Source organism: Neobacillus sp. plas4 (genome assembly GCF_057221695.1).
The window spans coordinates 4148991-4173308 of record NZ_CM170152.1 but is presented as its reverse complement, the minus strand read 5'-3'; the positions used below and the strand labels follow the sequence as shown (position 1 = coordinate 4173308).

The 24318-nt window shown below is 37.4% G+C and carries 22 protein-coding genes and 1 other RNA gene; 12 read left to right on the top strand and 11 right to left on the bottom strand.

Features of this window, described 5'->3' with window-relative positions; all coding sequences use genetic code 11:
• Window positions 1-13 precede the first annotated feature (13 nt).
• Window positions 14-1267: a ribonuclease H-like domain-containing protein gene (locus tag AC2TFD_RS20945; protein WP_335516937.1), complete on the top strand. Its 1254-nt coding sequence runs from the start codon at window positions 14-16 to the stop codon at window positions 1265-1267.
• 459 nt (window positions 1268-1726) lie between these two features.
• A complete protein-coding gene (locus AC2TFD_RS20940) occupies window positions 1727-2173 on the top strand; it encodes a CotD family spore coat protein (protein WP_484673902.1) in 447 nt (148 codons plus the stop codon).
• A gap of 63 nt (window positions 2174-2236) precedes the next feature.
• Here AC2TFD_RS20940 and AC2TFD_RS20935 read toward each other — a convergent pair whose 3' ends face one another.
• Window positions 2237-3610 carry a PAS domain S-box protein gene (locus tag AC2TFD_RS20935; RefSeq protein WP_335567248.1) on the bottom strand — a complete coding sequence of 458 codons (1374 nt, stop codon included), beginning with the start codon at window positions 3608-3610 and terminating at the stop codon, window positions 2237-2239.
• Window positions 3611-3916: 306 nt separating this feature from the next.
• On the opposite strand from AC2TFD_RS20935, the gene AC2TFD_RS20930 reads away from it, so the two are divergent.
• The 5 genes from AC2TFD_RS20930 (at window position 3917) to AC2TFD_RS20910 (ending at window position 8672) form a co-directional block, all read left to right on the top strand.
• Complete coding sequence (locus tag AC2TFD_RS20930) at window positions 3917-4486, top strand: SLOG family protein (protein ID WP_484673901.1); 570 nt, start codon at window positions 3917-3919, stop codon at window positions 4484-4486.
• Between the two features lie 110 nt (window positions 4487-4596).
• A complete protein-coding gene (gpsB, locus tag AC2TFD_RS20925; RefSeq protein WP_335516947.1) occupies window positions 4597-4902 on the top strand; it encodes a cell division regulator GpsB in 306 nt (101 codons plus the stop codon).
• Window positions 4903-4982: 80 nt separating this feature from the next.
• An RNA gene (gene rnpB / locus AC2TFD_RS20920) (RNase P RNA component class B) lies at window positions 4983-5377 on the top strand.
• 160 nt (window positions 5378-5537) lie between these two features.
• A complete protein-coding gene (locus tag AC2TFD_RS20915; protein WP_484673900.1) occupies window positions 5538-6680 on the top strand; it encodes a THUMP domain-containing class I SAM-dependent RNA methyltransferase in 1143 nt (380 codons plus the stop codon).
• 66 nt (window positions 6681-6746) lie between these two features.
• Window positions 6747-8672 (top strand): ATP-dependent DNA helicase, encoded by a 1926-nt coding sequence (locus AC2TFD_RS20910; RefSeq protein ID WP_484673899.1) that lies wholly within the window; start codon window positions 6747-6749, stop codon window positions 8670-8672.
• 35 nt (window positions 8673-8707) lie between these two features.
• Here AC2TFD_RS20910 and AC2TFD_RS20905 read toward each other — a convergent pair whose 3' ends face one another.
• The 6 genes from AC2TFD_RS20905 to AC2TFD_RS20880 all read right to left on the bottom strand — a co-directional run bounded on the left by AC2TFD_RS20905 (window position 8708) and on the right by AC2TFD_RS20880 (window position 11730).
• Complete coding sequence (locus AC2TFD_RS20905) at window positions 8708-9007, bottom strand: metal-sulfur cluster assembly factor (protein ID WP_484673898.1); 300 nt, start codon at window positions 9005-9007, stop codon at window positions 8708-8710.
• A gap of 13 nt (window positions 9008-9020) precedes the next feature.
• Window positions 9021-10265 (bottom strand): hypothetical protein, encoded by a 1245-nt coding sequence (locus tag AC2TFD_RS20900; RefSeq protein ID WP_484673897.1) that lies wholly within the window; start codon window positions 10263-10265, stop codon window positions 9021-9023.
• 14 nt (window positions 10266-10279) lie between these two features.
• The gene (locus AC2TFD_RS20895) at window positions 10280-10486 is read right to left on the bottom strand and encodes a DUF2249 domain-containing protein (RefSeq protein WP_484673896.1); all 207 of its coding nucleotides are present in this window, start codon (window positions 10484-10486) and stop codon (window positions 10280-10282) included.
• A gap of 15 nt (window positions 10487-10501) precedes the next feature.
• On the bottom strand, window positions 10502-10744 hold the full coding sequence (locus tag AC2TFD_RS20890) for a DUF2249 domain-containing protein (protein WP_484673895.1): 243 nt from the start codon (window positions 10742-10744) through the stop codon (window positions 10502-10504).
• A gap of 17 nt (window positions 10745-10761) precedes the next feature.
• Window positions 10762-11454 carry a Crp/Fnr family transcriptional regulator gene (locus AC2TFD_RS20885; RefSeq protein WP_484673894.1) on the bottom strand — a complete coding sequence of 231 codons (693 nt, stop codon included), beginning with the start codon at window positions 11452-11454 and terminating at the stop codon, window positions 10762-10764.
• A gap of 129 nt (window positions 11455-11583) precedes the next feature.
• On the bottom strand, window positions 11584-11730 hold the full coding sequence (locus AC2TFD_RS20880; protein WP_335510198.1) for a hypothetical protein: 147 nt from the start codon (window positions 11728-11730) through the stop codon (window positions 11584-11586).
• Window positions 11731-11857: 127 nt separating this feature from the next.
• Between AC2TFD_RS20880 and AC2TFD_RS20875 the strand changes: the two genes are divergently transcribed.
• Both AC2TFD_RS20875 and AC2TFD_RS20870 read left to right on the top strand, forming a co-directional pair.
• Window positions 11858-12091 (top strand): DUF2249 domain-containing protein, encoded by a 234-nt coding sequence (locus AC2TFD_RS20875; protein WP_335510196.1) that lies wholly within the window; start codon window positions 11858-11860, stop codon window positions 12089-12091.
• Window positions 12092-12276: 185 nt separating this feature from the next.
• Entirely contained in the window at window positions 12277-13785 is a 1509-nt protein-coding gene (locus tag AC2TFD_RS20870; protein WP_484673893.1) for a carboxypeptidase M32, read from the top strand.
• Between the two features lie 59 nt (window positions 13786-13844).
• On the opposite strand, the gene AC2TFD_RS20865 is transcribed toward AC2TFD_RS20870, so the two are convergent.
• The 3 genes from AC2TFD_RS20865 to AC2TFD_RS20855 all read right to left on the bottom strand — a co-directional run bounded on the left by AC2TFD_RS20865 (window position 13845) and on the right by AC2TFD_RS20855 (window position 16345).
• On the bottom strand, window positions 13845-15509 hold the full coding sequence (locus tag AC2TFD_RS20865; protein ID WP_484673892.1) for a b(o/a)3-type cytochrome-c oxidase subunit 1: 1665 nt from the start codon (window positions 15507-15509) through the stop codon (window positions 13845-13847).
• A 1-nt stretch (window position 15510) separates the two neighbouring features.
• Window positions 15511-15987, bottom strand: a complete 477-nt coding sequence (locus AC2TFD_RS20860) for a cytochrome c oxidase subunit II (RefSeq protein ID WP_335510190.1) — start codon at window positions 15985-15987, stop codon at window positions 15511-15513.
• Between the two features lie 208 nt (window positions 15988-16195).
• The gene (locus AC2TFD_RS20855) at window positions 16196-16345 is read right to left on the bottom strand and encodes a cytochrome c oxidase subunit 2A (protein WP_484673891.1); all 150 of its coding nucleotides are present in this window, start codon (window positions 16343-16345) and stop codon (window positions 16196-16198) included.
• Window positions 16346-17033: 688 nt separating this feature from the next.
• Between AC2TFD_RS20855 and AC2TFD_RS20850 the strand changes: the two genes are divergently transcribed.
• Window positions 17034-18122, top strand: a complete 1089-nt coding sequence (locus AC2TFD_RS20850; RefSeq protein ID WP_484673890.1) for a type III polyketide synthase — start codon at window positions 17034-17036, stop codon at window positions 18120-18122.
• Between the two features lie 3 nt (window positions 18123-18125).
• Window positions 18126-18698, top strand: a complete 573-nt coding sequence (locus AC2TFD_RS20845; protein WP_484673889.1) for an isoprenylcysteine carboxyl methyltransferase family protein — start codon at window positions 18126-18128, stop codon at window positions 18696-18698.
• An 868-nt stretch (window positions 18699-19566) separates the two neighbouring features.
• Here AC2TFD_RS20845 and AC2TFD_RS20840 read toward each other — a convergent pair.
• A complete protein-coding gene (locus AC2TFD_RS20840) occupies window positions 19567-20475 on the bottom strand; it encodes a nuclease-related domain-containing protein (RefSeq protein WP_335567241.1) in 909 nt (302 codons plus the stop codon).
• A 155-nt stretch (window positions 20476-20630) separates the two neighbouring features.
• Between AC2TFD_RS20840 and AC2TFD_RS20835 the strand changes: the two genes are divergently transcribed.
• Window positions 20631-24299 (top strand): dynamin family protein, encoded by a 3669-nt coding sequence (locus AC2TFD_RS20835; protein WP_484673888.1) that lies wholly within the window; start codon window positions 20631-20633, stop codon window positions 24297-24299.
• The last annotated feature ends 19 nt before the right edge of the window (window positions 24300-24318 follow it).

The following is a 24318-nucleotide window of genomic DNA, read 5'->3' as shown; positions in this document are numbered from 1 at the left end:
AGGTAGGTAAACCATGTCATTGAAAAGTAAATTGAATCGCTTAAAACCACATATATCAGGTGGAGGACAAGAGACAGAGAGCAAGGTTTCTCATGAAACAGCAAAAATTGAGATTCCTTTCCTTCCAAAATGGGAAAGTGAAAATGTGACCCCTTATTTTTTGGACCAGGATTACTGTCTGATTCGTGAAGTAAAATTTCCTTTGTCACAAAAGCATGGTCTTTACCATTTTCATGATTTTCTTAAGGCGGTTGATATCTGGAATAAAAGTCCTGTTAACCATCCATTATCTGCAGAAGGGCACCGTCCGGAAGAATTATTCTTTTTTGATACAGAAACAACTGGGCTTGGCGGGGGAGTCGGTAATACCATTTTTTTACTTGGTTATGCGAGCGTAATCGGCGAAAATCTCGTTTTAAGGCAGCATATTCTCCCACATCCAGGTGCAGAAGTGCCTTTATATCAAAGCTTTCTAGAGCAGGTGAACTACAAAACATTAGTCACCTATAACGGGAAATCCTTTGATTGGCCACAAGTGAAAACTAGGCATACACTTGTTAGGGAGCATGTTCCTAAACTTCCAGCATTTGGTCATTTTGATTTATTTCATGCTGCTAGAAGACTTTGGAAACACAAATTGGATCGTCTAAAGTTAGCAGTCGTCGAAAAAGACGTATTAGGTATAACACGGGAAGATGATATCCCTGGGTATTTGGCCCCAATGATTTATTTTGATTTCATCGAAAGTAAACAACCGGATGGCATGTTAGGGATTATTAAGCACAATGAAATTGATATTTTGTCTCTAGTGACGTTATATACGCATCTAACCTTTCAACTCTGTGGAATGGATGACAAACAAACCCGTAAGGAATCGTTTGAAGTCGGACGGTGGTATGACTCCTTAGGAGAAAAGGACGAAGCAGCTAAGGTATTGACCAAGCTTGTAGAAGGAAGTGATACGACATCGTTAAAAGCAAAGCTGGCGTTAGCCTATCAGTCTAAAAAAGCACAAAACTGGGAACAAAGTTTACGATTGTTTTTAGAGGTGGCTGAGGGAGGAAATGAAGAATTGAGTCTGGAAGCGTGTATAGAAGCTGCTAAAATATATGAGCATAAAATAAAAGATTATAAGCTTGCTTTGGATTATTGTTTAAAGGCTTTAAATGTCTTGGATTATAAAAAGGTTCAAGCCGAAAAAGTTCAGCAGCAGTTTGAAATCAGACGGAAAAGATTGGAACGAAAATTCACTAAATTACCCAGGTAAACGGAGGATTAGGCAACTATTTTGGACTATGTAATTATTTTGATTAATTTTCGAGTATTTGTAACAAAATTTTAACATTTCATTCGATAATCCATATTGTTTCTTATAGGTGAAACATGTAAAATATTAAACTGTGAGTAAAAAACGACTATAATACAATAATGGGGCAGATACTATGTATAAAGCAATCTTGTATTTATTTTTTATTGTCGTTTGTTTGACTGCAGTACTTTTTTCAAGCTTAAAAGATAACTTATATTCCATGCTATAAAGAAAAAAGCGTAGAACTAAAAAGGAAATTAGACACGTATCACGAAGCTTATGAGCTGGACAGTTGTCTAAGTGAAGTTAATCTTAATTAGATTTATGAAAAATAGGTATTTTCCTTAGTACAAGAATTTCCCTTCTAACATAGGCTGTTAATGTAAACAGAATAAATATTTGAAGGGAGAGCTTAAATTGTATCTTGGAACTAATTTTGCACCGCCAGTCATTCATCCGACGCAACAATTCGTTAACCACACTTTTTCAACAACGGTAGTACCACATATTCACCCAAAACATTTAACAACTATTAATCATCATATGTTCCAGCATAAACACTATTGTCCAACTACAGCTTCTTGCGCTGAAGAATGCTGTAATCAGCACATCGACTGTTGTGGTGGGGGTATGCCAGCACCTATGCCAGCACCTATGCCAACAGCTGTTGCAGGAGCACAAAGCAATGCTTTACCAAACATGCCAAACATGCCGCAAATGGGTATGGGACCAGGCATGGGAGGACCGGGCATGATGGGACCAGGCATGATGGGTCCAGGCATGGGAGGACCAGGTATGGCTCCGGGTATGGGACCAGGCATGGCACCAGGACAATTCCCACGGCCTCGACGTTTCTTTGGATAAAAACCTAACAAGGGCAATTTTTGCCCTTGTTTTTTTCTTAAAGCAATATTGATCTATTCTTCTCTAAAAAGGTAAGATCATTTCAATCATCGTTCCCTTTTCATCACTCCAAAAATGAACCGTTCCTTTATGATTTTCAATGATTTGTTTAGAAATCATAATGCCTAAACCAGTCCCGCCTTGTTTAGTTGTAATGAATGGCTGACCGATTCGTTTTAATATATGTTGAGGAATTCCGATTCCTGTATCTTTTATAAGGATTCTAGCTTTATCCTCACTAAACTTTTTTATTTCAATGATAATGTTTCCGCCATTCGGCATTGCTTCAATGGCATTTTTCAAAAAATTAATGAAAACTTGCTTTAATTGGTTCTTATCACACCTAATGGTCAAATCCCCATTTTCATATACAATGTCTATTTGAACATTATTTAAAATCGCCTGGGTATCAATTAAGGTTTTTACATTATTGATTAATGCATTCATATTTTCACTTTCAAACTTCGCATCCAGTGGTTTGGCCAGAACCAATAATTCACTTAGAATAAGTTCGATCCTGTCCATCTCGGATTTTATAATATCGAAGTACAAGTTGTTAGTAGATTGTGCCTCCATAAGCTGGAGAAATCCTTTTATAGCAGTCAATGGGTTGCGAACCTCGTGTGCGATTCCAGCTGCAAGCTGTCCTGCAATATTCAGCTTCTCTGAGTTGATCATAAGTTCTTCTGTCATTCTTCTTTCCGTAATATCACGAAAGACTGTTACCACTTCTAATAGATTTTGCGTATCACTATCAATGATTGGCTTACATACTGATTCCATCCAGATGAAATCGCCATTCTTCTTACAGAACCGATATGAGCCTCTTGTGTTCTCATAATTGGTTAACAGCTTTTCTCTTTCCAAAGAAGCTCTTTCCAAATCATCCTTATAAAAAAGTATTGATAAATGTTTTCCTATTAGTTCTTCTGGTTTGTACCCAAGTACATACTCACAAGACGGGGAGACATAAATTATTTTTCCTAAACGGTTGGTGTTTAAAATAATGTCTACAACATTTTCTGTTAGGACTCGATAAAATTCCTCTATTTTTCTTATTTCAACTTTTTTGCGTTTATAATGAGTAATATCTTTCGCTACGACATAAACTCCTACAATTGCATCTTCTACAATAATGGGAACAATGATGAAGTTTGTATCAATTATATTCCCCGCTTTGGTTGATATTTTGCAATCGAAAGTTTGAATTTGACCTAAGACAGCCCTGTGAAAGTAATTAAATACCTTGTCCAAACTTCCGATATCAACGAGAAATTGAATTTTCTTTGTCATTAATTCTTCTTCTGCGAATTGTGTTAATTTCTCAAATCGTGAATTGACAAAAACAAATTGACCATGAAAATCCAGAACAAAAATGGCATCTGGATAATTGGTCAAAAATTTCCACCTTTTCTCAATACCTTCATTTAAAAGTTTTTTTAGTAAAAGTTTTCTCTCGTTCTTAATTTCTTCAACAGGACTGTTCATCTATTTTTATCAGTTCCTTTCCGCCGTTGAACATTAAAAAAATACCAGGAGAGTATCCCTGTATCAACTTCCGTTCAGTTCATATATTAAGTTAATTTTAAATGTAATTGTCAAAACTTTCAATATTTTTGATGTGTTTACCATTGACAAATTAATTACCCATCCTTACTGATATAATGTATAGGAGTTTATTAGCCATTTACAGGAGGAATTATATTGCTTGAACGACTATTAATTTCTGGCTACAAGTCACACGAGTTAGGAATTTATAAGGACAATCATCAAAACGTAAATTACATAAAAAAGGCTATAGAAAAAGAACTAATTACACTTTTGGATGCTGGATTAAACTGGGCCATTGTAAGTGGACAATCGGGGGTGGAACTGTGGTCCGCAGAAGTGGTCTTATCTCTAAAAAGAAGATATCCCCACCTTAAATTGGCTGTTATTACTCCATTTCTAGGACAAGAAGAGAATTGGAATTCTGAGAGACAGGAGTTATATCAAAAGATTATTTATCAAGCAGACTTTACCACAGCAATTTCAAAGCAGCCTTATCAAGGGCCATGGCAATTTGTCCAAAAAAATAAATTTTTAATAAAAAATTCAGACGGATTATTAATCTTGTTTGACAGTGATAACGAAAACGGGTCACCAAAGTATCTATTACGAGAGGCAGAAAAATTTGCTCAAACAACCAATTACAAAATAATAACCATTACACCATATGATCTTCAAATGGTCGTTGAAGAAGAAGAAGAATTAAAGCGGTCAGATTTTTATTAAAATCATAATTACGTTTGTATTTTATTCTAAAGAGAAAAGAAAAATTGACAAAACCACATATATTTGAGTAAATAATAGGTAATGATTGGCGAATACTGAGGTGAAATTGAATGTTAAGCGATAAGGTGAAATTAACAGCTAAGGATATATTAGAGAAAGAATTCAAGACCGGCGTCCGAGGCTATAAACAAGAAGATGTAGATAAGTATTTGGACTTAATTATTAAGGATTATGAAACGTTCCATCAAGAAATTGAAGAGTTGCAGCAGGAAAATCTTCGCTTACGTAAGCAATTGGAAGAAACATCTAGAAGACAGCCGGTTACACAGCCGGCAGGCACTACAAACTTTGATATCTTGAAGCGTTTATCAAATCTTGAAAAGCATGTTTTCGGAAACAAGCTATATAACGATTGACAGATTGTACCTATGCTTCCAAATTAATACCATTGATTAATAAGGATTAAATGCATATAATAAAAAAGTACTCATTAATTACGTTCGGGTAATCGCTGCAAGGAGCATTTGCTTCCTTGTAGAGGAAAGTCCATGCTCGCACGAGCTGAGATGCTCGTAGTGTTCGTGCCTAGTGAATTCATAAGCTAGGGCAGCCTGAGGGCTGACGGCCGGGAAAATACCTAAGTCCTTTTAGGATATGGTATGAATACCTATAAAAGTGCCACAGTGACGGAGCCTTTTCAGAAATGAAAAGGGTGGAACGAGGTAAACCCCACGAGCGAGAAACCCAAATAATGGTAGGGGCACTTTCTCTTAGGAATTCAACGAGGAGAAGGACAGATTCATTACGAATCTGTAGATAGATGATTACCACCTAGGTACGAGACGTCTAACGTCGTTTGCAGTACCATGGTACAGAACATGGCTTACAGAACGTTATTAATGTAAATAAAATCAATGGTATCGACTCTCCCATGAGGAGAGTCTTTTTACTTTTTTGAGAATATCGTTCTTGCATGGGCTTACCGATATTAGTCTATAATGGTATGATAGGCAAGCATACATAATAAGGTAAAAAGTTAAGGGTGGACGAAATGGGAAAATATCAATTAATTGCAACTGCTGCAATGGGTTTGGAAGCTATTGTAGCAAAAGAAGTACGGGCGCTCGGTTATGAGTGTGAAGTAGAAAACGGTAAGGTCATTTATACAGGTGATGAAAATGCGATTGCCCGCAGTAATCTGTGGCTTCGAACAGCAGATAGAGTGAAAATTAAGGTCGGTGAATTCAAAGCCTATACTTTTGATGAATTATTTGAAAAGACAAAAGCTTTACCTTGGGAAAAGTATCTACCGGAGGATGCTGAATTTCCCGTTACGGGGAAATCGGTAAAATCCAAACTTTTCAGTGTTTCAGATTGCCAAGCGATTGTGAAGAAAGCTGTTGTTGATCGGATGAAAAGCCATTATAAGAGAAATTCTTGGTTTGAGGAGTCCGGTGCCTATTTTCGAATTGAAGTTGCATTATTAAAAGACGTTGCAACCATCACGATTGATACGAGTGGTCAAGGTCTTCATAAACGAGGATATCGGGTTGATCAAGGGGAGGCTCCATTAAAGGAAACTCTTGCGGCAGCATTGGTTTCACTGACCAATTGGAAGCCTGACAAACCGTTTATTGATCCATTCTGTGGTTCTGGTACTATTCCCATAGAAGCTGCTATGATCGGTCAAAATATTGCACCAGGCTTTAACCGAGAATTCGTCTCAGAGTCTTGGAATTGGATTCCTGAAACGGTCTGGGATCAAGCAAGAACAGAAGCAGAGGATTTAGCAAAGTATGATCAGCAACTCGATATTACAGGGACAGATATTGATCACCGAATGGTTAAGATCGCACAGGAAAACTCTTTTGAAGCAGGTCTTGGAGACCTCATTCAATATAAGCAAATGCAAGTGAGAGATATCACCACGAATAAGGAATATGGTGTCATTGTCGGAAATCCTCCCTATGGAGAGCGGCTCGGTGAGAAAAAAGCAGTTGAGCAAATGTACAGTGAAATGGGACAGGCTTTTAGTAAGCTGGATACCTGGTCAATTTATATAATGACGTCAAATGAACAGTTCGAGCAATTTTATGGCAAACCAGCTACAAAAAAGCGGAAGTTGTTTAATGGTTTTATTCGTACAGATCTTTATCAATATTGGGGGAAAAGACCTCCCCGTACAATTGAATAATAATTAAAATTAAATTTGGAGCCTATCAAATAGGGCTCCATTTCATTCGTTTCTAGGAGGGGCTATATGCAAGACCGCATTCCATTTGTTGTTTCTAAAACTGAATCTTTTTATGACAAGCTGAGTGAGTGGATTGGTGACTTATTTTATGACACTTTGCCCGAAGCAGGGTTTGAATTACGTGATGAACAAATCTTTATGGCCTTCCAGCTGGAAAAGGCCTTTAAAGAAAAAAAAGTCATGTTTGCTGAAGCAGGGGTTGGAACTGGAAAAACAATTGTTTACTTGCTTTACGCGATTATGTATGCCAGATATACAAATCGGCCGGCTATAATTGCTTGTGCAGATGAGACATTAATTGAACAGCTCGTTAAAAAAGAAGGCGATATTGCCAAGCTTGAGAAAATACTAGGGCTCAATATCGATGTTCGATTGGCAAAATCAAGAGATCAATATCTCTGTTTGAAAAAGCTTGATTATGTGAGGCATGAAGACTTTAATGATGATATTGTCAGAATTTATGAGGAATTACCAGATTTTGTACATAGTGATGGTTCTATGCAAAAGTTTGAACGATATGGAGATCGCAGGGATTATCCTTCGTTGTCTGATGATACTTGGGGAAAAATCAACTGGGATATGGTTCAGGACTGTTTCTCTTGTGAAAAAAGACACCGTTGCGGACTCACATTAAATCGTGATTACTACCGACATGCAAAAGACTTAATCATTTGCTCCCATGATTTTTATATGGAACATATCTGGACAAAAGAGTCACGGAAACGTGAAGGGCAGCTTCCGTTACTACCTGAGCATTCTTCAGTTGTTTTCGATGAAGGACACTTACTTGAATATGCAGCACAGAAAGCGTTAAGCTATCGTTTTACCGATTCCACCCTTGAAACGCTTTTGACAAGATTAATGGAAAATGAAGTACGTGAAAAAACGTTATATACCATTGAAGAAGCCCTTTTGGAAAATGATAAGTTCTTTAGTGCGATTTCACAGCATGCGGTACCATCAGAAGGGTCAGAAAAACAAATGATTACCATGAGCCCTGTTCTCATAGAGTATGGTAAAAAGCTGCTAAATAGGCTGCAAGCAATAGAGGAAGAGCTTGTCTTTGAAAGTGAATTGTACGTTATTAATGATTATGATTTAAAAATTGTTGAAGAATATTTAGAGCAAATCACTTACTCGTTATCACTTTTCTTGAAAGAAATGAACGGAATTACTTGGTTTGAAGAAAAGGGCTATGAACGGACACTTGTCATTATGCCGAAAATGGTGGAAGAAGTAATGAGAGATGAAGTATTCTCTCAGAAAAAACCATTTATTTTCTCTTCTGCAACCTTATCAAATGACAAGAAGTTTGATTATATTGCCAATAGCTTGGGGATTAAAGAGTATTTATCCTTTTCTGTTAATTCACCATTTGATTATCAGGAAAAAATGGAAGTCTTTCTGCCAAAATTTAATATGAGCACAGTGGAGGAGAAACTTGACTATGTTGTCAGCAAGATTGTCCAATCAGAGGGTCGGGCACTGATTCTCCTAAATAATCAAAATGAACTAAAGAGTCTTAAAGTAAGGCTTTCAGGAAAGGTTCCCTATCCAGTTTATTTCGAAGGAGACGAAGAAATTAGTACGCTTGTTTCCAAGTTTCAAAATGACGAGCATGCGATTCTATGTACGATTCATCTTTGGGAAGGTTTAGATATCCCAGGAAGATCGTTAGAAAATGTAATGATTTTTTCGCTGCCATTTCCACCAAATGATCCGGTGTTCACAGCAAAGAGAAATGGGGTTACGAACGCATTTGAAGAGGTAGACTTACCTTATATGCTCCTTCGACTAAGACAGGGGATAGGTCGATTGATTCGAAGTGAACAAGATCAAGGTACGGTTCATATCATGTTAAATGAGGACATCAATCCATCGCTGTTGCAGAAAATTAAGGCTGTGCTTCCTACAGAGGCAGTCGAAGTATAGAAGAAAAAGTCAGCCAGAGCGGCTGACCTTTTTCTTTATCTTCCTAATAATCGAAGACCATCAGCTGTCATCTTCTCAGGTGACCATGCTGGTTCCCAAACAAGATTAACTTCTACGTTTTTTGTTTCTTCAATTCCTTCAATACTATAACGTACACCTCTTGTGATACTGTCATGAAGAGGGCAGCCAGGGGTTGTTAACGTCATCGTAACAGCAACATCATTCTCATCCGTTACATTAACATTATAAATCAATCCTAGGTCTACAACATTTATATTCAATTCAGGATCATATACAGTTTTTAACGCATCGATTACCTTATCTCTTAAATTCATCCTAAACACCTCATTATTTTTTTAATACTTTTAGAATACTAATAGCAATTGCGATAAATACAATGGATAGTACAAATTGTCCGATATTAAAAAGTAGAATGGTTTCTAAGATGATTGATAGAAACACAGCGATTACAGCTATTACAAATGTAGAAAATAAGGGAACAACAATTTTTTCGTTCATCATGTCTTTTAAGGATGGAACTAATTTCTTTCCAATTTCCTTACTATACTTATATGTCCACCAAAGGAATGGAACAATTTTATATAAATAACCCATAATACTAAGGACAATCCACAGCAATAAATATAAGTAAACGAACGGACCCAATAGGACTGAATTTTCTTTACTCCATAATGAGATAAAAGCTGCAAGGTGGATAATATTTCCTAACCCAATTGCCACTAAGGCAAATGTAAACGAATTATCGAGCTTTTTCTTTAACCTCTTTTTAATAATGATAGAGATATGCCAGCTGAAAACTGAAAACCCCGCAAGCAATAAGAAAAATCCTGCTTTTAATAGAAATGGACTCCCATTAAAGAATGATAGTAATGTAATGACAAGACCGGAAACATAAAGTCCATATACATAACGTGCATGTACCATTGGAAACCCGTGTGATAATGAAAACATCGGTACCATTTTATAAGAAAACCCAAAAATTAATAGTGTAAACCAGCCGGTTACCCCCATTAGAAGATGGCTCTTAAAGATAGCTTGGTAGTATTCTGCTGCAAAGCCTGTTTGAAGAGAATAAATTAAGGTAATTCCCAAGAATATTGTTAAGAATAAGCAAATAAGAGCACTGCCAACAAAGGCTGTAAGGATCTTTGGTTTTGCTTGTGTTCTTAATGTCATGAACATTTGAAATAAAAACATTAAGATTCCCAGCAACATTAAAATGCCTGGCAGGAGTGCGTTCTGCGGCGAAACATATAGCAACCATGAGAACGATCCAATTCCTATAGCAGTCACAAAAAACTGAATAAAGCCAAATTTTTCATTCCATATCTTTGTTAAGAATGCTACAGGAACAAGCTGATACATTGCACCCATCGCTGCCATTAGTGCCCAGCCTAAGACAAGCATGTGGGCTGCTGACCAAATCGCGGGTATCCGGAAACTGCCATTCACAAGCATTTGGCCATTTACCAACACAAGAAACTGTGATATCACGAGCGCAAATAAACTAAAAATAATAAATGAAAAAGGAAGCTTTATGTTTGTTTCACTTCCCGTAGTCTGTGGAACCATATTTGTACACCTTCTTATCGGAAGATTTCAATTTTAAAACTTCCGTCGTTTTGTGGTTCTGTTCGTTGCTTAAACCCGAGTTCTTCTAGCTGTTCATACAAAAACATCGGTCTGCGGTCATTGATGATTGTTAAGACTTCACCTTCACCAAGGTTTTCTAAAGCTGCAAGAGTCCTCATCATTGGCTGTGGTGGTTCTAAACCTCGATTATCTAATACCATTCTAATCACCCTTCATTATTCTGATTTCTCATTCTTTGTAAAGGTAACTTTCCAGTGCTTAGCTTCAATTTCCTTTGCTTCATGGCTAAAACCTTTTGCTTTCAATACCGCAAACAATGGAACAGGCTTGAAAGGAGCGTGGAGGATAAAAATATCATTATTCTTTACTTCCTTTATGGCCTCCATAATTTTTTGGAAAGGTTCAATCTTATTTTTTAAATCTTCTCTAACATCAAGCTCAATAATTTTTTTTTCCATTTCAAACATCTCCTTTTTTAATAAAATAACTCTTGCTTAAGACCCTCGCGGTCGATTAAATAAAAACCTTCTTCACGTTGATGAACATAGTCTTTCTTTTTTAAAAGGTTGATGGTTCTGCTGACTGTTTCTCTTGAGGTTCCAATCATATTGGCCAATTCGCGGTTCGTAAATTGTGTCGTTAGCTGAAACCGGCTGCCTGCTTGTTCACCATTTGATTGGCAAAGTCTGATAAGTAGTAATACAATTTGTTCAAACGTATTATGAAGGACCTGAGCCTTCAATCTTCCTTGGAGGTCAACAATCTTTTCACCTAACACTTTGAAAAGCTTTATACAGAGCTCTGGAAAAGCAATAAGCGTTTCTTCAAATTGATCAATCGGTATAACAATAAGATTTGCCTCTTCTAAGACCTCTGCATGCGCTGGAAAGTTTCCATCTCGGAAAAAGCCGGCATGTGGAAACATCTCTCCCGGTTCTAGCACGGAAACAATTTGTTCCTTCCCCGAAAAATCAGTTTTATAGATTTTAATTTTTCCAGAATGGATAAAAAATACCCTGTCAAGTGGATCATCCTGCATAAAAACATACATCTTCTGCTTGTAGAAACGTGTCAATGCGATTTTTATAAAAGGTTCCAGTTCCACATCGGATAGTTCTTTGAATAGAGGAACATCTGATAATCGCTTTTTTATGTCCTCTTGTTTCATTAACATCACCTTCATATTAGTAATTCTTGATACCATTTTATCAATGATTGGCTGAAATGAATGTGACCTCCATCATAGATGTGAAAATTATTCTCAATGAAAAAATCAAGTAAAAAAAATCCGCAAGAGCTAACTTTGCGGATTTTCCTCTTCACTCGATTCATAGCAATCAAAGCAATATAACTTTCGCTCATCAGATTGGACTCCGTTTAGGAAGCCGTCTAAGCAAAATATCTCTTTAGAGCAAGTCGAGCATATACCTACTAATTCTTTCATCGTAGTTTCTCCTTCCAGATATACATATAAGCAAAATCATCCCAAAGGTGTGATGATAAGCACTAAAGCATTACTATCAAATTTTTATAATGAAAAAGAAGTTAAACAAATAAAAGGAGTGAAAGCATTGCAAACTTATGCAAAGATTATTCACGTACCAGATTTCCCGCCGCGAGAAAAACACCCAACCATTTTCAATGGTTTTGATGAGCTAAAACCAGGTGAATTTATGCAAATTGTAAACGACCATGACCCTAGACCACTTCAATATCAGTTTATGATGGAAAGACCTGAACAATTTACATGGGAATATGAAGAGCAGGGCCCAGAAGTTTGGAAAGTTACAATCGGTAAAAAGTAAAATGCTAGTTTAATTTGAGAAACAGTCTAAACCTCTCTATAATATTTTTTAATTTTGTTATTCCGAAACATCCTCTTTCCCTATAAATACTTTACAACAGAATTTAGTTTCTGTTGTTTTTTTTATCCATTAATTCTCAGAAAAATGTGATAAAATGGGATGGTTAGGAAAAAGGAGGATTTATTATGAGCCTTACACCAGAGCAAATAGAAAAGAAGTTTTTAGAATACGTAAAAAAAATGAGTGCCTATAATGAGGCATTAGGACTAATCTTTTGGGACCTGAGGACAGGTGCGCCAAAGCAAGGGATAGATCAACGGTCAGAAGTAATTGGTGTTCTCTCATCTGAGGTCTTTAAAATGTCAACATCTGAAGAAATGGCAGCATACATAGCAATTTTATATAAGAACAATCTACCTGAAACTACTAGGAAAATTCTAGAGGAATGCAAAAAAGAATACGAACGAAACAAAAAGATTCCAGCAGAGGAATATAAAGAATATGTTATACTCCAATCAAAAGCTGAAACAGTTTGGGAAGAGGCAAAAGATAAGTCTGATTTTGAAATGTTTAAACCTTACTTAGAAAAGCTGGTCGAAACGACAAACAGATTCGTAGATTATTGGGGATATGAAGGAAATCGATATGATGTTTTGTTGGACCTATATGAGCCAGGAATTACCGTGGAAGTTCTTGACAACGTATTTGGGGATTTAAGGGATAAAATCGTCCCACTAGTGAAACAAATCGCAGAATCGCCGAATAAGCCGAAAACAGAATTTTTATTTGAAACATTTAAGAAGGAAAAACAACGCGCATTTAGTTTGGATATTCTTGAAAAAATGGGCTACAATTTCAATGCCGGCCGACTGGACGAGACGGTGCACCCCTTTGCGACAGGTCTAAATCCAGGGGATGTCCGGGTTACCACAAATTACGATGAACAGGATTTTCGTACAGCCGTTTTCGGTACCATCCATGAAGGCGGGCATGCCTTGTATGAACAAAATATTTCAAAAGAGTTAATTGGAACGCCATTGTGTACGGGAACTTCAATGGGCATCCATGAATCACAATCGCTATTCTATGAAAATATGGTAGGACGCAGTTTTTCTTTTTGGAGGAACAATTATGAGCTTTTAAAGAAATATTCAACCGGTCAGTTTGATCAAGTTGCAATTGAGGATTTTTACAGAGCCATTAATGAATCGAAACCTTCACTTATTCGAATCGAGGCAGATGAATTAACGTATCCACTTCATATTATTATACGTTATGAAATTGAGAAAGGGTTATTTAATGGGGAGATAAAGGTTAAGGATCTCCCAGAAGTTTGGAATAAATTATATCAAGAGTACTTAGGCATCACACCGAAAAATGACGCCAGTGGCGTTCTTCAGGATGTTCACTGGGCGGGAGGAAGCTTTGGGTATTTTCCATCCTATGCATTAGGATACATGTATGCGGCACAGTTTAAGAAGAAAATGCTCGAAGACCTGCCAAACTTTGACCAACTGTTAGAGGAAGGGAATCTGCTGCCTATTAAAGAATGGCTAACCAAAAACGTTCATCAATATGGTAAGCTTAAAAAACCGCTTGAAATTCTAAAAGATATAACAGGGGAAGGCTTAAATGCCCAGTATTTAGTTGATTATTTGTATGATAAGTATGGAAAGGTATATCAATTAAAATAACAATAATGAAAAGAGGGTGTCCAAAAGTTAGACTTTTGGGACACCCTCTTCTTTATAATTTACCAAGAACTCCAAGTCTTAAAACCTTCTGATCCCGGAGGTGCATTTTGAATAATATCAATAAACGGTATTGTGTAAGCGAACAAGATAAGTGCAGCTGTAATTCCAAGCCACAGCTTCCAGTTTTCAAAAATCATTGGTGCTTTTTCCTCCAAATTCTCTGCTTCGCCAACAGGGAATTCCTCGTCTCCCTTTGGTGCAAAGAAAGCAAGATTAACAAAAATGATAATCATTAGTATGATTCCAAGGAATAGAATGGATCCGCCAACCGCTTGCGCGATTTGGTATGGAATCCATTCCATAGCCTGAGCTGAGTCGCCATAAGTAGAGAAGGCAGAACGTCTAGGACCACCTAGTAAACCTTGGAAGTGCATGGCACCTGACATAAAGACCATACCGATAAACCAAACCCAGCCTTGAATAATTCCTAACTTGTTCATTGCTTTCGTTAATTTGCGTCCAGTTAAGTGTGGGACAAGCCAAAAAGTAATTCCAAAGAATGTCAACACAACAGAAGTTGCAGCAGTTAAATGGAAGTGACCTGTTACCCAAATCGTGTTATGAACAACTTGGTTCATTTGGTTGGAGGCGTTGATGATACCGCCTGCACCGGCAGGGATAAAGCTGGCCATCCCAATGAATGGAACTGTAAAACGAGCGTCATTCCATGGAAGAACCTTGAACCAGCCAAACAGTCCAGTAGCCCCTTTAGAGCGTCCATATCTCTCAAACGTTGCAAATAAAGAAAATGCCGTCATCAGCGATGGAATGATAACCATAAACGTTAAAACGACCTGTAAAAACTTCCATGCTGGATCAATTCCGGGCTCTGTCAATTGATGGTGGAAACCAACTGGAATTGAGAATAGTAAAAACAGAATAAAGGATAGACGTGCTAATGAATCTGAGAAAATTTTACCGCCAATAATTTTTGGTATGATTGCATACCAGCACATATAAGCGGGAAGAAGCCAGAAATAAACGAGCGGGTGTCCGAAATACCAAAACAATGTACGGCTGACAAGGACATCAACTGTATCTACCAAGCCAAGTGACCATGGAAGTAACTGGAATAATACGGTTGCAGCTACTCCCAATGTTGCTACAATCCACATGACTGTATTTATGATGGCCATAAAGCTTAACAATGGACTAGGTTTACCTGGATTATTTTTACGCCATCTGGAATAAGTCATAATCTGGGCAGCACCATCAAACCAGCTTCCGATTACTACGAATGTCATACCTAAGTAAAAGATCCAGTGAGCCTTCAGTGGTGCGTAGAATGTATAAAGAACAGATGCTTCTTTAAGTAAAACCATGGTTGCAGCCATGATGGTACCGATGGTCATCACCCAAAAGCCAATCCAGCCAATCCGTCTTGCAGCTGGTGAATGGGTTCCTGCAGTTCGGCTGACAGCTGCATATTGGAATCCCATGATGAAGAATGTTGTTAATACTAGCCCCATCAAAACACCATGTACAGTTAAAACTTGATAATAATCAATACCCCATGGAAGCTCGAATTTACCTGAACGGACGAGGGTCTGTAACAGCCCCATTAGACCGCCTAAAGCAAGAGCAATAAAGGCAACATAAAAGTGTGCCATCGCAAGCTTTCCATCACGTGGATCAACTTTTAATTTTGTTGTTTGGCTAGTCATTTTATTTAACCACCTTTATCTTAGAACTCATTAAGTGGTGACCGGTACCACAGTACTCGTTACATACCACTAAGTATTCGCCTTCTTTATCGAACGTTGTAACAATTTCGTTCACATATCCTGGCTCAAGCATCATATTGATATTGGTTCCTGCTACTTGAAAGCCGTGAATAACGTCCTTTGTGGTGGCAATAACTTTTACCTTCGCTCCCAGCGGTACTTCTACTTCTCCAGGATTATAGAAGAATGCAGAAGCAACATACACTAATTCATAATCCCATTCTTTTCCTTCTACTTTGTTTAATCCAGGTTTGTCAAACGGAGCCTCTGTATCTACCTTTTTTGGATCAATGGTTGTTAAACAACTAGGCGGCTTGTTACCCAAGTAAAAAGCGCTTACCCCTACAACGGATAAAAAAACAATAAGTGCGCCAACACCGAAGATCAACCAAATTTTTTCAAACTTATGCATATGCATGGTTTTTTCCCCTTTCTCTCTTTAAGGCTCTTTTCTTAAACACTGTTTCTTTTTGGAACAATTGTTCTAAGTTATCTTGGGATAATAGAAAATTGAATAAATTTAATTAGAAAAGAGCCTGCAAACTAACTCTAAAGCGCAAAATAACTATTTCCACGTTAAAATCGGCTTTAGGATTTTAACAACAACTTTACGAAAACAGTTATTATTAAAAACGGTCTAAAAATAAGAAATAGACACTTATCCATGTGACAACTATAAAGATCCCCAAAAAGAAAACGGATGCTAAAGTCCCTTTAAGAGAAGAGCTGTCTTCAATTTCTGTTTTTTTGTTTGTTTTAAGTTCCGCTTTCGCCATCCCACAAGACTCCCTTCAGAAAATTAAAATTAAATAATAAGTTCTCTTTCATAATACAAAACAATTGTGAAGAAAAAATAACAAAATTGACAGTTCACAAAAGGTTCATTCCTTATATATCCACTATGTTAATGTTATAAAATTGATATATCAGTGATATATATCACAATAGTAGTAGGGTAGTTGTGGATAAATTGTGAACTGTCACTTAGTGCCTGTGATATAAGTAATTGATTATGACTTATTTGATGAAAAAGCTTGTTTTTTTAGCTGTTGTCACAATTATGAAAATTTTAAATAGAATAAAAGAAGCATATGAGTTTTCCGAGAAGCGAGCGTGTTATTGATGGAAAAATATTATTGTGAACCATGCCGTCTCCTCTATGACAAAATACAAGATTGTAAAATCTGTGGGGTCTTGGCAGATAAAAAGATTAAGATTGAGGTTCAAACACAATCAGAAAAAAAATAAACGATTGTGTAGACGATGGTTGAGGTGATGTCGAATTTTTTGAAATTGGAAAAGTTTTCGTAATGAATACATCCACTATCCGGGTTATAATCAAAGAGCACAACAACAACAACCTTCAAAACGTTTGCTTCCCTCTCGCAGGGAAGCTTTTTTTTATACATAAATCTCCTTTATTTGGTAAAAATACCAATACATACATTAAAGGAGTTAGAACGAATGCCTTCGATTCTTTCAATTGCAGAAGCAGTTCCCCCTTATGAAATTAAACAAGAGCAAGCGATGGACTTTGCCAGAGAGCTTTTTACTGAGAGGTTCAAGGATATCGAAAGATTGCTTAAAGCCTTTCAAAATGGACAAATCGAAAAAAGGCATGTGGCAAAAAATATCGATTGGTATAAAGAAGAACAATCATTAGCAGAGAAAAACAATGCTTATATTGAATCGGCTGTCACTCTCGGTAAGCAAGCCATTGTTAACTGTCTAAAAAATGAGACATTTTTGTCTAGAGAAATAGATTGTCAAGAAATAGACGCCATCATCTATGTCTCAACAACGGGTATGGCAACTCCGAGTATTGAAGCTAGAATCATGAATCTATTGCCATTTCGAGCACATACAAAAAGAATACCAATATGGGGTCTTGGTTGTGCGGGAGGTGCTGCTGGCTTATCCAGGGCATTTGAATATTGTAAGGCATACCCTGAAGCGAAGGTATTAGTGCTCTCTGTAGAACTTTGCAGCTTGACTTTTCAACGGAATGATTTCTCAAAGAGCAACTTAATTGGGACGTCTCTATTTGCAGATGGAGTCTCCTGTGCATTAGTTTGTGGGGACGAAGTAAATCTTCGTTCCTCAAGTGCAAAAAAGACTGTACCCGAAATAATAAATACTCAATCTACCTTGATGCCCGATTCATTAGATGTTATGGGATGGGATATTCGCAATCAAGGACTGTTTGTTGTATTTTCAAGAGATATCCCAAGTATTATCGAAGAGTGGTTAAAACCTAATGTAAGTAATTTCTTAACAGAAAATGGGCTGGAGCTAGAGGATATTGAACATTTTATTGCTCATCCTGGCGGAAAAAAAGTCATAGATGCCTATATAAAATCCTTGGGAATTCCTGCGTCCATGACAGACATATCACTTGAAGTATTAAGGAATTATGGGAATATGTCTTCGGCAACGATTTTGTATGTTCTTAAACGATTTATGGAAAACGGTGGTGAAAAGAATTCATATGGACTCTGTACCGCTCTTGGACCTGGATTTAGTTCAGAATTGCTATTACTGAAATGGGGGTAACAGATGATTCTTTTTATTATTTTTGTTTCAGTGTTAATTATTCAGCGTTTACTTGAGTTAGTGATTGCTCGAAGAAATGAAAAGTGGATGAAAGAGCAAGGGGCCATCGAATATGGAAGGGGTCATTATCCTTTTATCGTGCTGATGCATGTATTGTTTTTTCTAGTTTTATTTTTCGAGACTTTTACCTTTTCACGTGAAATATCACCTATCTGGCCTTTGTTTGCGCCTGTGTTTGTTGTTGCTCAACTGATTAGAATCTGGGCCATTTCTTCTCTCGGTCGTTTCTGGAATACAAAAATCATTGTCTTGCAGAACGTGGAGGTCGTTAGAAAAGGACCTTATCGTTTTATCAAACATCCCAACTATTTAGTCGTGACGATTGAACTTTTGGTGGTTCCATTACTTTTTGGCGCATACATAACAGCCGGTCTGTTTACGCTATTAAATGTATTGATGTTGTCAATCCGCATACCAGCAGAGGAAAAAGCACTGCAGGAGCTAACAGAATATGGCGGCAACTTTGAAAAATGTAATCGATTTCTGCCGAAATTGTTAAATAAATATGACAATTAACTTTTTGTATTGAAAATGATTATCACCTGTGATATCCTATTTTTAAAGGTAATGAAAATCATTCTCATTCAATTTGAGCGGATAGGAAGGTGTATCTTATGGCTTTTGCATTAGTAGGTGGAACGGTAATTATATACGCATTTGTCATGAAACACGTCTTAAAAAATGTAACGCATTAATAGGATGTTTTTTTGAAGCCAAGGCGAGTGCCTTGGCTTTTTTTGTGTCTTTGGGAGCTGGAGTGACTGAATAGAATTCAGAGAGAGCATTTAGGTAAATGCAGGAGGGTTGGAGTGACCGAGCAGCAATCAGAAAAAGCATGTGGGTAAATCCAGAGGAGCTGGAGTGACCGAAGAGCATTCAGAAAAAGTATTTGGGTAAATGCAGAGGAGCTAGAGTGACTGAAGAGCATTCAGAGAGAGCATTTGGGTAAATGCAGGAGAGCTGGAGTGACCGAAGAGCATTCAGAAAAAGCATTTGGGTAAATGCAAGAGAGCTGGAGTGACCGAAGAGCATTCAGAAAAAGCATTTGGGTAAATGCAGAGGAGCTAGAGTGACCGAAGAGCATTCAGAAAAAGCATTTGGGTAAATGCAAGAGAGCTGGAGTGACCGAAGAGCATTCAGAAAAAGCATTTGGGTAAATGCAGAGGAGCTAGAGTGACCGAAGAGCATTCAGAGAGAGCATTTGGGTAAATGCAGAGGAGCTGGAGTGACCGAAGAGCATTCAAAAAAAGCATTTGGGTAAATGCAAGAGAGCTGGAGTGACCGAAGAGCATTCAGAGAGAGCATTTGGGTAAATGCATGAGAGCTGGAGTGACCGAAGAGCAATGTGAAATGCATTTTCGGTCACTCCACCATATATCAAATATTATTTATAATAAGTAGAATGTCTTGCCCCCATTACTTGATAATGTTCCTTCAAAATCCGCCGGATCTGTTTCCTAGATTCAATCACCTGACACCACTCAAAAATCAAATTTGTGGTTATTTTTATATTTGGAAAAAGTAGCTGAAGCTCCTTAACAGCCCGCAGTATGGCTTCCTCCACTGTCTCCACACACCCACATGAATGGCAGACTAATATATTTCCATCATACGAAATAGAAAAGGAATGGCATAACATGCAGCATGTTCCCTTTTTCAACTGTTGATAGTCGTATGGCGGTAATCGAGTGTATGGAGAAACTGTTTTATGGGCCTTCACTAAATCCTCGGCAAGCCTATAGTGGTCATCGTTAAGTATAGAAGTTCTCCCATTTAATTCATCAAAAAATTTATCGAGCTGAGTGGGATAAATAATCGGCTTGTTCAATGGTGCCTGATAGAGGGTGAATGCGGGATTGACAAAGAATACATTTGATTTTATAGAAGTAGAGTATTTTTTCTTTTGGAGAAACTGGCGAAGCAAGGTGTCACTTCTTTTAATTTGGTCCAGTGGATTCTGAATCTCCGTATCATTCATTGCGAAAAACTGATCGGACTTATAATAATAATCGCCCTCGAAGTTTTTCACTTCACAAGGAAAATGGGTTCCTTGGCTGATTATAAACGAATCTATTTGAAAATTGGTAGAATTCTTCTCCAGCAATAAATCATTTAAAATCAGAAACTTATTTGAATCAAGCCCTTCAGTAATTTGATCAAACATCAGCTCACCTTTGAATCCTTTTTCTAAGTTAGAAAAAATTTGTTTTGCTTTGCTTGGTAAAGTCATATGGTTATCCAAAATCCGAAAAATCTTCATCTCATCTGACTCAATACGCTCTTTATATGCCATAATCCACTTCCTTTCGTCATTCTTTAATCATAACTGAGTGGAAAAAATAAATGCGTGAATATTATGTTAACAAATTAAGAATTCACGATAGGAAAAGTTTGAATTATCGTATAAAATATAAAATATTACAAAGTTGTGAACAAGGGGAAGAAATCATGGTGCAAACAGCTAATAAAACAGAAACGATTCCATCGCTTAAAAATAAGATTCTTGCTTTATATGAATACCTTAATAAAGCGGGGGACGCAGAAAATGCAGAGAAGACAAAGCAATTAGCTAAGAAGCTTCAAAACCGAGAGTTTATGATTGCTTTTTGCGGTCACTTCTCAGCGGGAAAATCGACGATGATTAACAAAGTAGTTGGCGAAAATTTGCTGCCATCAAGTCCGATTCCCACTAGTGCAAACCTTGTGAAGGTTAAAACAGGTGAGGAATATGCGAAAGTTATTTTTAAAAATGAAAAGCCTCGGATGTATTTGGCACCGTATGATTATGAATTAGTTAAGAATTACTGCAAAGACGGCGACCAAATCGAGGAAATTGAAATCAGCCATGCGGACTCCCAGCTGCCCGCAAATACAGTGATTATGGATACGCCTGGAATTGACTCGGCTGACGATGCCCATAGGGTTGCAACTGAATCTGCCATCCACCTTGCTGATTTAGTTTTATATGTAATGGATTACAATCACGTCCAAGCAGAACTGAATTTCTTATTTACGAAGGAATTAACGGAAGCCGGAAAAGAAGTGTATCTTGTGATCAACCAAGTGGATAAGCACAAGGAAGAAGAGCTTACTTTCGGCAAATTTAAAGAAAGTGTAAAGGATTCTTTTGGTGCATGGGGCGTTAAGCCAGCGCGAATCTTTTATACTTCCTTAAAGTTTCAAGATCATAAATTAAATGAATTTAAGGCACTAAAGGCATTTATCGCGGAGAAATTACAGAATAAAGATCAACTTCTACAGCAATCTATTTTTCATTCCTTAAAAAAGATCGCTCAAGACCATCTTGACCATCAACGCAAAACAAGGGAAGACGAACTTCAGCCAATCTTTGATGTATTAGAGGAGCTTTCTGAGGAAGAAAAAAAACAGCTAACACAATCGTACCAATCACTTACCGTGAATCTTCTGGCCCTTAATAAAGGGGTAGTAGAAACGGAAAAGGAAATGGACGATGAAATCGCTAAAATTATGAAGAATGCTTATTTAATGCCGTTTCAAACCAGAGCATTAGCAGAATCATATCTTGAAGCTGCACAGCCTGAATTTAAGGTGGGATTCCTCTTTTCCAAACAAAAGACCTTAGAAGAGAAGAATGCCCGTCTTGACCGACTTTATCAGGACCTAGTCGATAAAACAAAATCACAGCTAGAATGGCATTTACGTGAATATTTAAATAGTGTCCTTAAAAATAATGGACTTGATAACCAAGAGCTGTTAAGTAAAGCTCAATCATTTTCCATCGATGTTCCTGTCGAATTGATTGTTCAAACGGTTAAACCAGGAGCTATGGTTTCGGGCGAATATGTGCTTCATTACACAGAGGATTTAGCGAATGGAATTAAAAAAATAGCGCGGGAAGGCATCTCAGAGTTTAAAGCCTCACTTATGCCTGCATTAGAAGAGAAAACAAATCAGTTAACAAAAATGTATCAAGAGGAGTTTGAAAATCTAGAACAGTATGTGACGGCGCTCGGTGAACGAACGAAATTTGAACAAGAGACTGCGAGTACGGAAGCCTCCGTATATAAATTGTTAAATGAAACCGTTGAAAACAAGTCAGACACTTACTTGCTTTTTCAACAGGAGGAAGAAGAAGCTGAAGTAATTCATGGTCAACACCGTTCTGAAACAAAGGAAATTCAGAAAAACAAGACGCTTCAGTCGGAAGCAAAGGTCAATTCTAATGTAACGAGGAAAAGTGAAACGAAAGAGGCAAGAAATCATTTGCAGAGTATGGTTGCAAGATTGAATCAATCCGCAATGCTGATTGACGGCCTGCCAGGTTTTCATAAGATGGCAAAGGAATTGGAGGAAAAAGCAGACCGGTTAGAACATAAAGGGTTTACAGTCGCATTGTTTGGTGCCTTCAGTGCGGGTAAGTCTTCATTTGCCAATGCCTTGATGGGAGAAAAGGTACTACCGGTATCCCCAAATCCAACAACTGCAGCGATTAATAAAATTAAGCCAGTAACTGCAGAGTACCAACATGGAACTGTGCTTGTGAAATTTAAAGAAGCCAACGCGATGCTTGAAGACGTAAATCGTTCATTAAAACTATTCGACCTTCAAAGCCCCAATTTACAAGCAGCTCAAGGCGAAATTGATAAAGTAATGCTCGAAAAGGGTCAAGAGGGTGTATCAGAAAAGACTCACTACGCATTTTTACAAGCGTTCAAAAAAGGATTTCATCTTCACGGGGACCAACTTGGAAGTGTCTTGGAGACGGATTTAAAGGAATTTGCAGACTTCGTTGCGTTAGAAGAAAAATCGTGTTTCGTGGAATGGATTGAGCTTTACTATGATTGTGAATTAACCCGCAAAGGAATCACACTCGTCGATACTCCTGGAGCCGACTCCATCAATGCCCGTCATACTGGAGTAGCTTTCGATTATATTAAAAACTCAGACGCGATATTGTTTGTTACCTATTATAATCATGCCTTTTCAAAAGCAGACCGAGAGTTTTTAATCCAGCTGGGAAGGGTAAAGGAATCATTCCAGCTTGATAAGATGTTCTTTATTATTAATGCGATTGATTTAGCTGAAAACGAGGAAGAAAAGGATACGGTTGCCGATTACGTAACAGAGCAATTAATAAAATATGGGATTCGAAATCCGCATCTGTATCCGTTATCGAGTTTATTAGCACTAAAAGAAAAGCTCGAACCAAACACAGACATTCAGTCAGGCATGGGGAATTTTGAAGGGGATTTCTACCATTTTATATCAAATGATTTAACAGAAATGGCCATTACCTCTGCTGGGAATGAATTAAATCGTGTTCAAGAGCTGATCGGTAAATTAATTCAAAGTTCAAAAGAGGATCATTCTGTAAAAGAACAAAGACGCATTGAATTAGAAAAACAAAAGTCCATAATGAAAGCTATACTGGAAAAACAAAGTTCAGACGGTTTACAAAAACGGATGACGCAAGAAGCAGAAGAACTTCTGTACTATATTAAACAGAGAGTATTTTTCCGTTTTGGTGACTTTTTTAAGGAAGCATTTAATCCAGCTGCCTTAAGAGACGACGGAAGAAATTTAAAGAAGGCATTACAGGTTGCATTGGATGAAATGCTAGAAAGTTTAGGTTTCGACTTTGCTCAGGAACTGCGTGCAACAACAGTCAGACTGGATGTCTTTGCAGGAAAAGTGTTAATGGACTATTATTCAGCCATAACACGCAGTATGATGGAAATCAATAAGGACATATCTTTTTCATCCTTTGAGATGAAACATAAAGGAGAAATAGAATTTCCATTAGCATTCCAGAATCTAAACAAACAGCAGTTTGCAAAAGCCTTGACATATTTCAAAAATCCAAAGTCCTTTTTTGAAAAAAATGAAAAGAAGCTAATGAGTGATGAACTCAATCACGTGCTAAATGGTCCAGCCGATGACTATTTGAAAGTAGAAGGTGAAAACCTAGCTGCTTATTACTCCGAAGTAATAAGTGACCAGTTTAAAAAATTAATAACGCAGATAAATGAGCAAGCCGAAGACTTTTACGTTAGCATATTTACTGCATTGGACGGCGGAGTTCCGATCGATTTGTTAGAAGAGATATATCAAAAGCTAGAAGAGTCAAAGAATTAATTTACTGGGGGATGCCAAT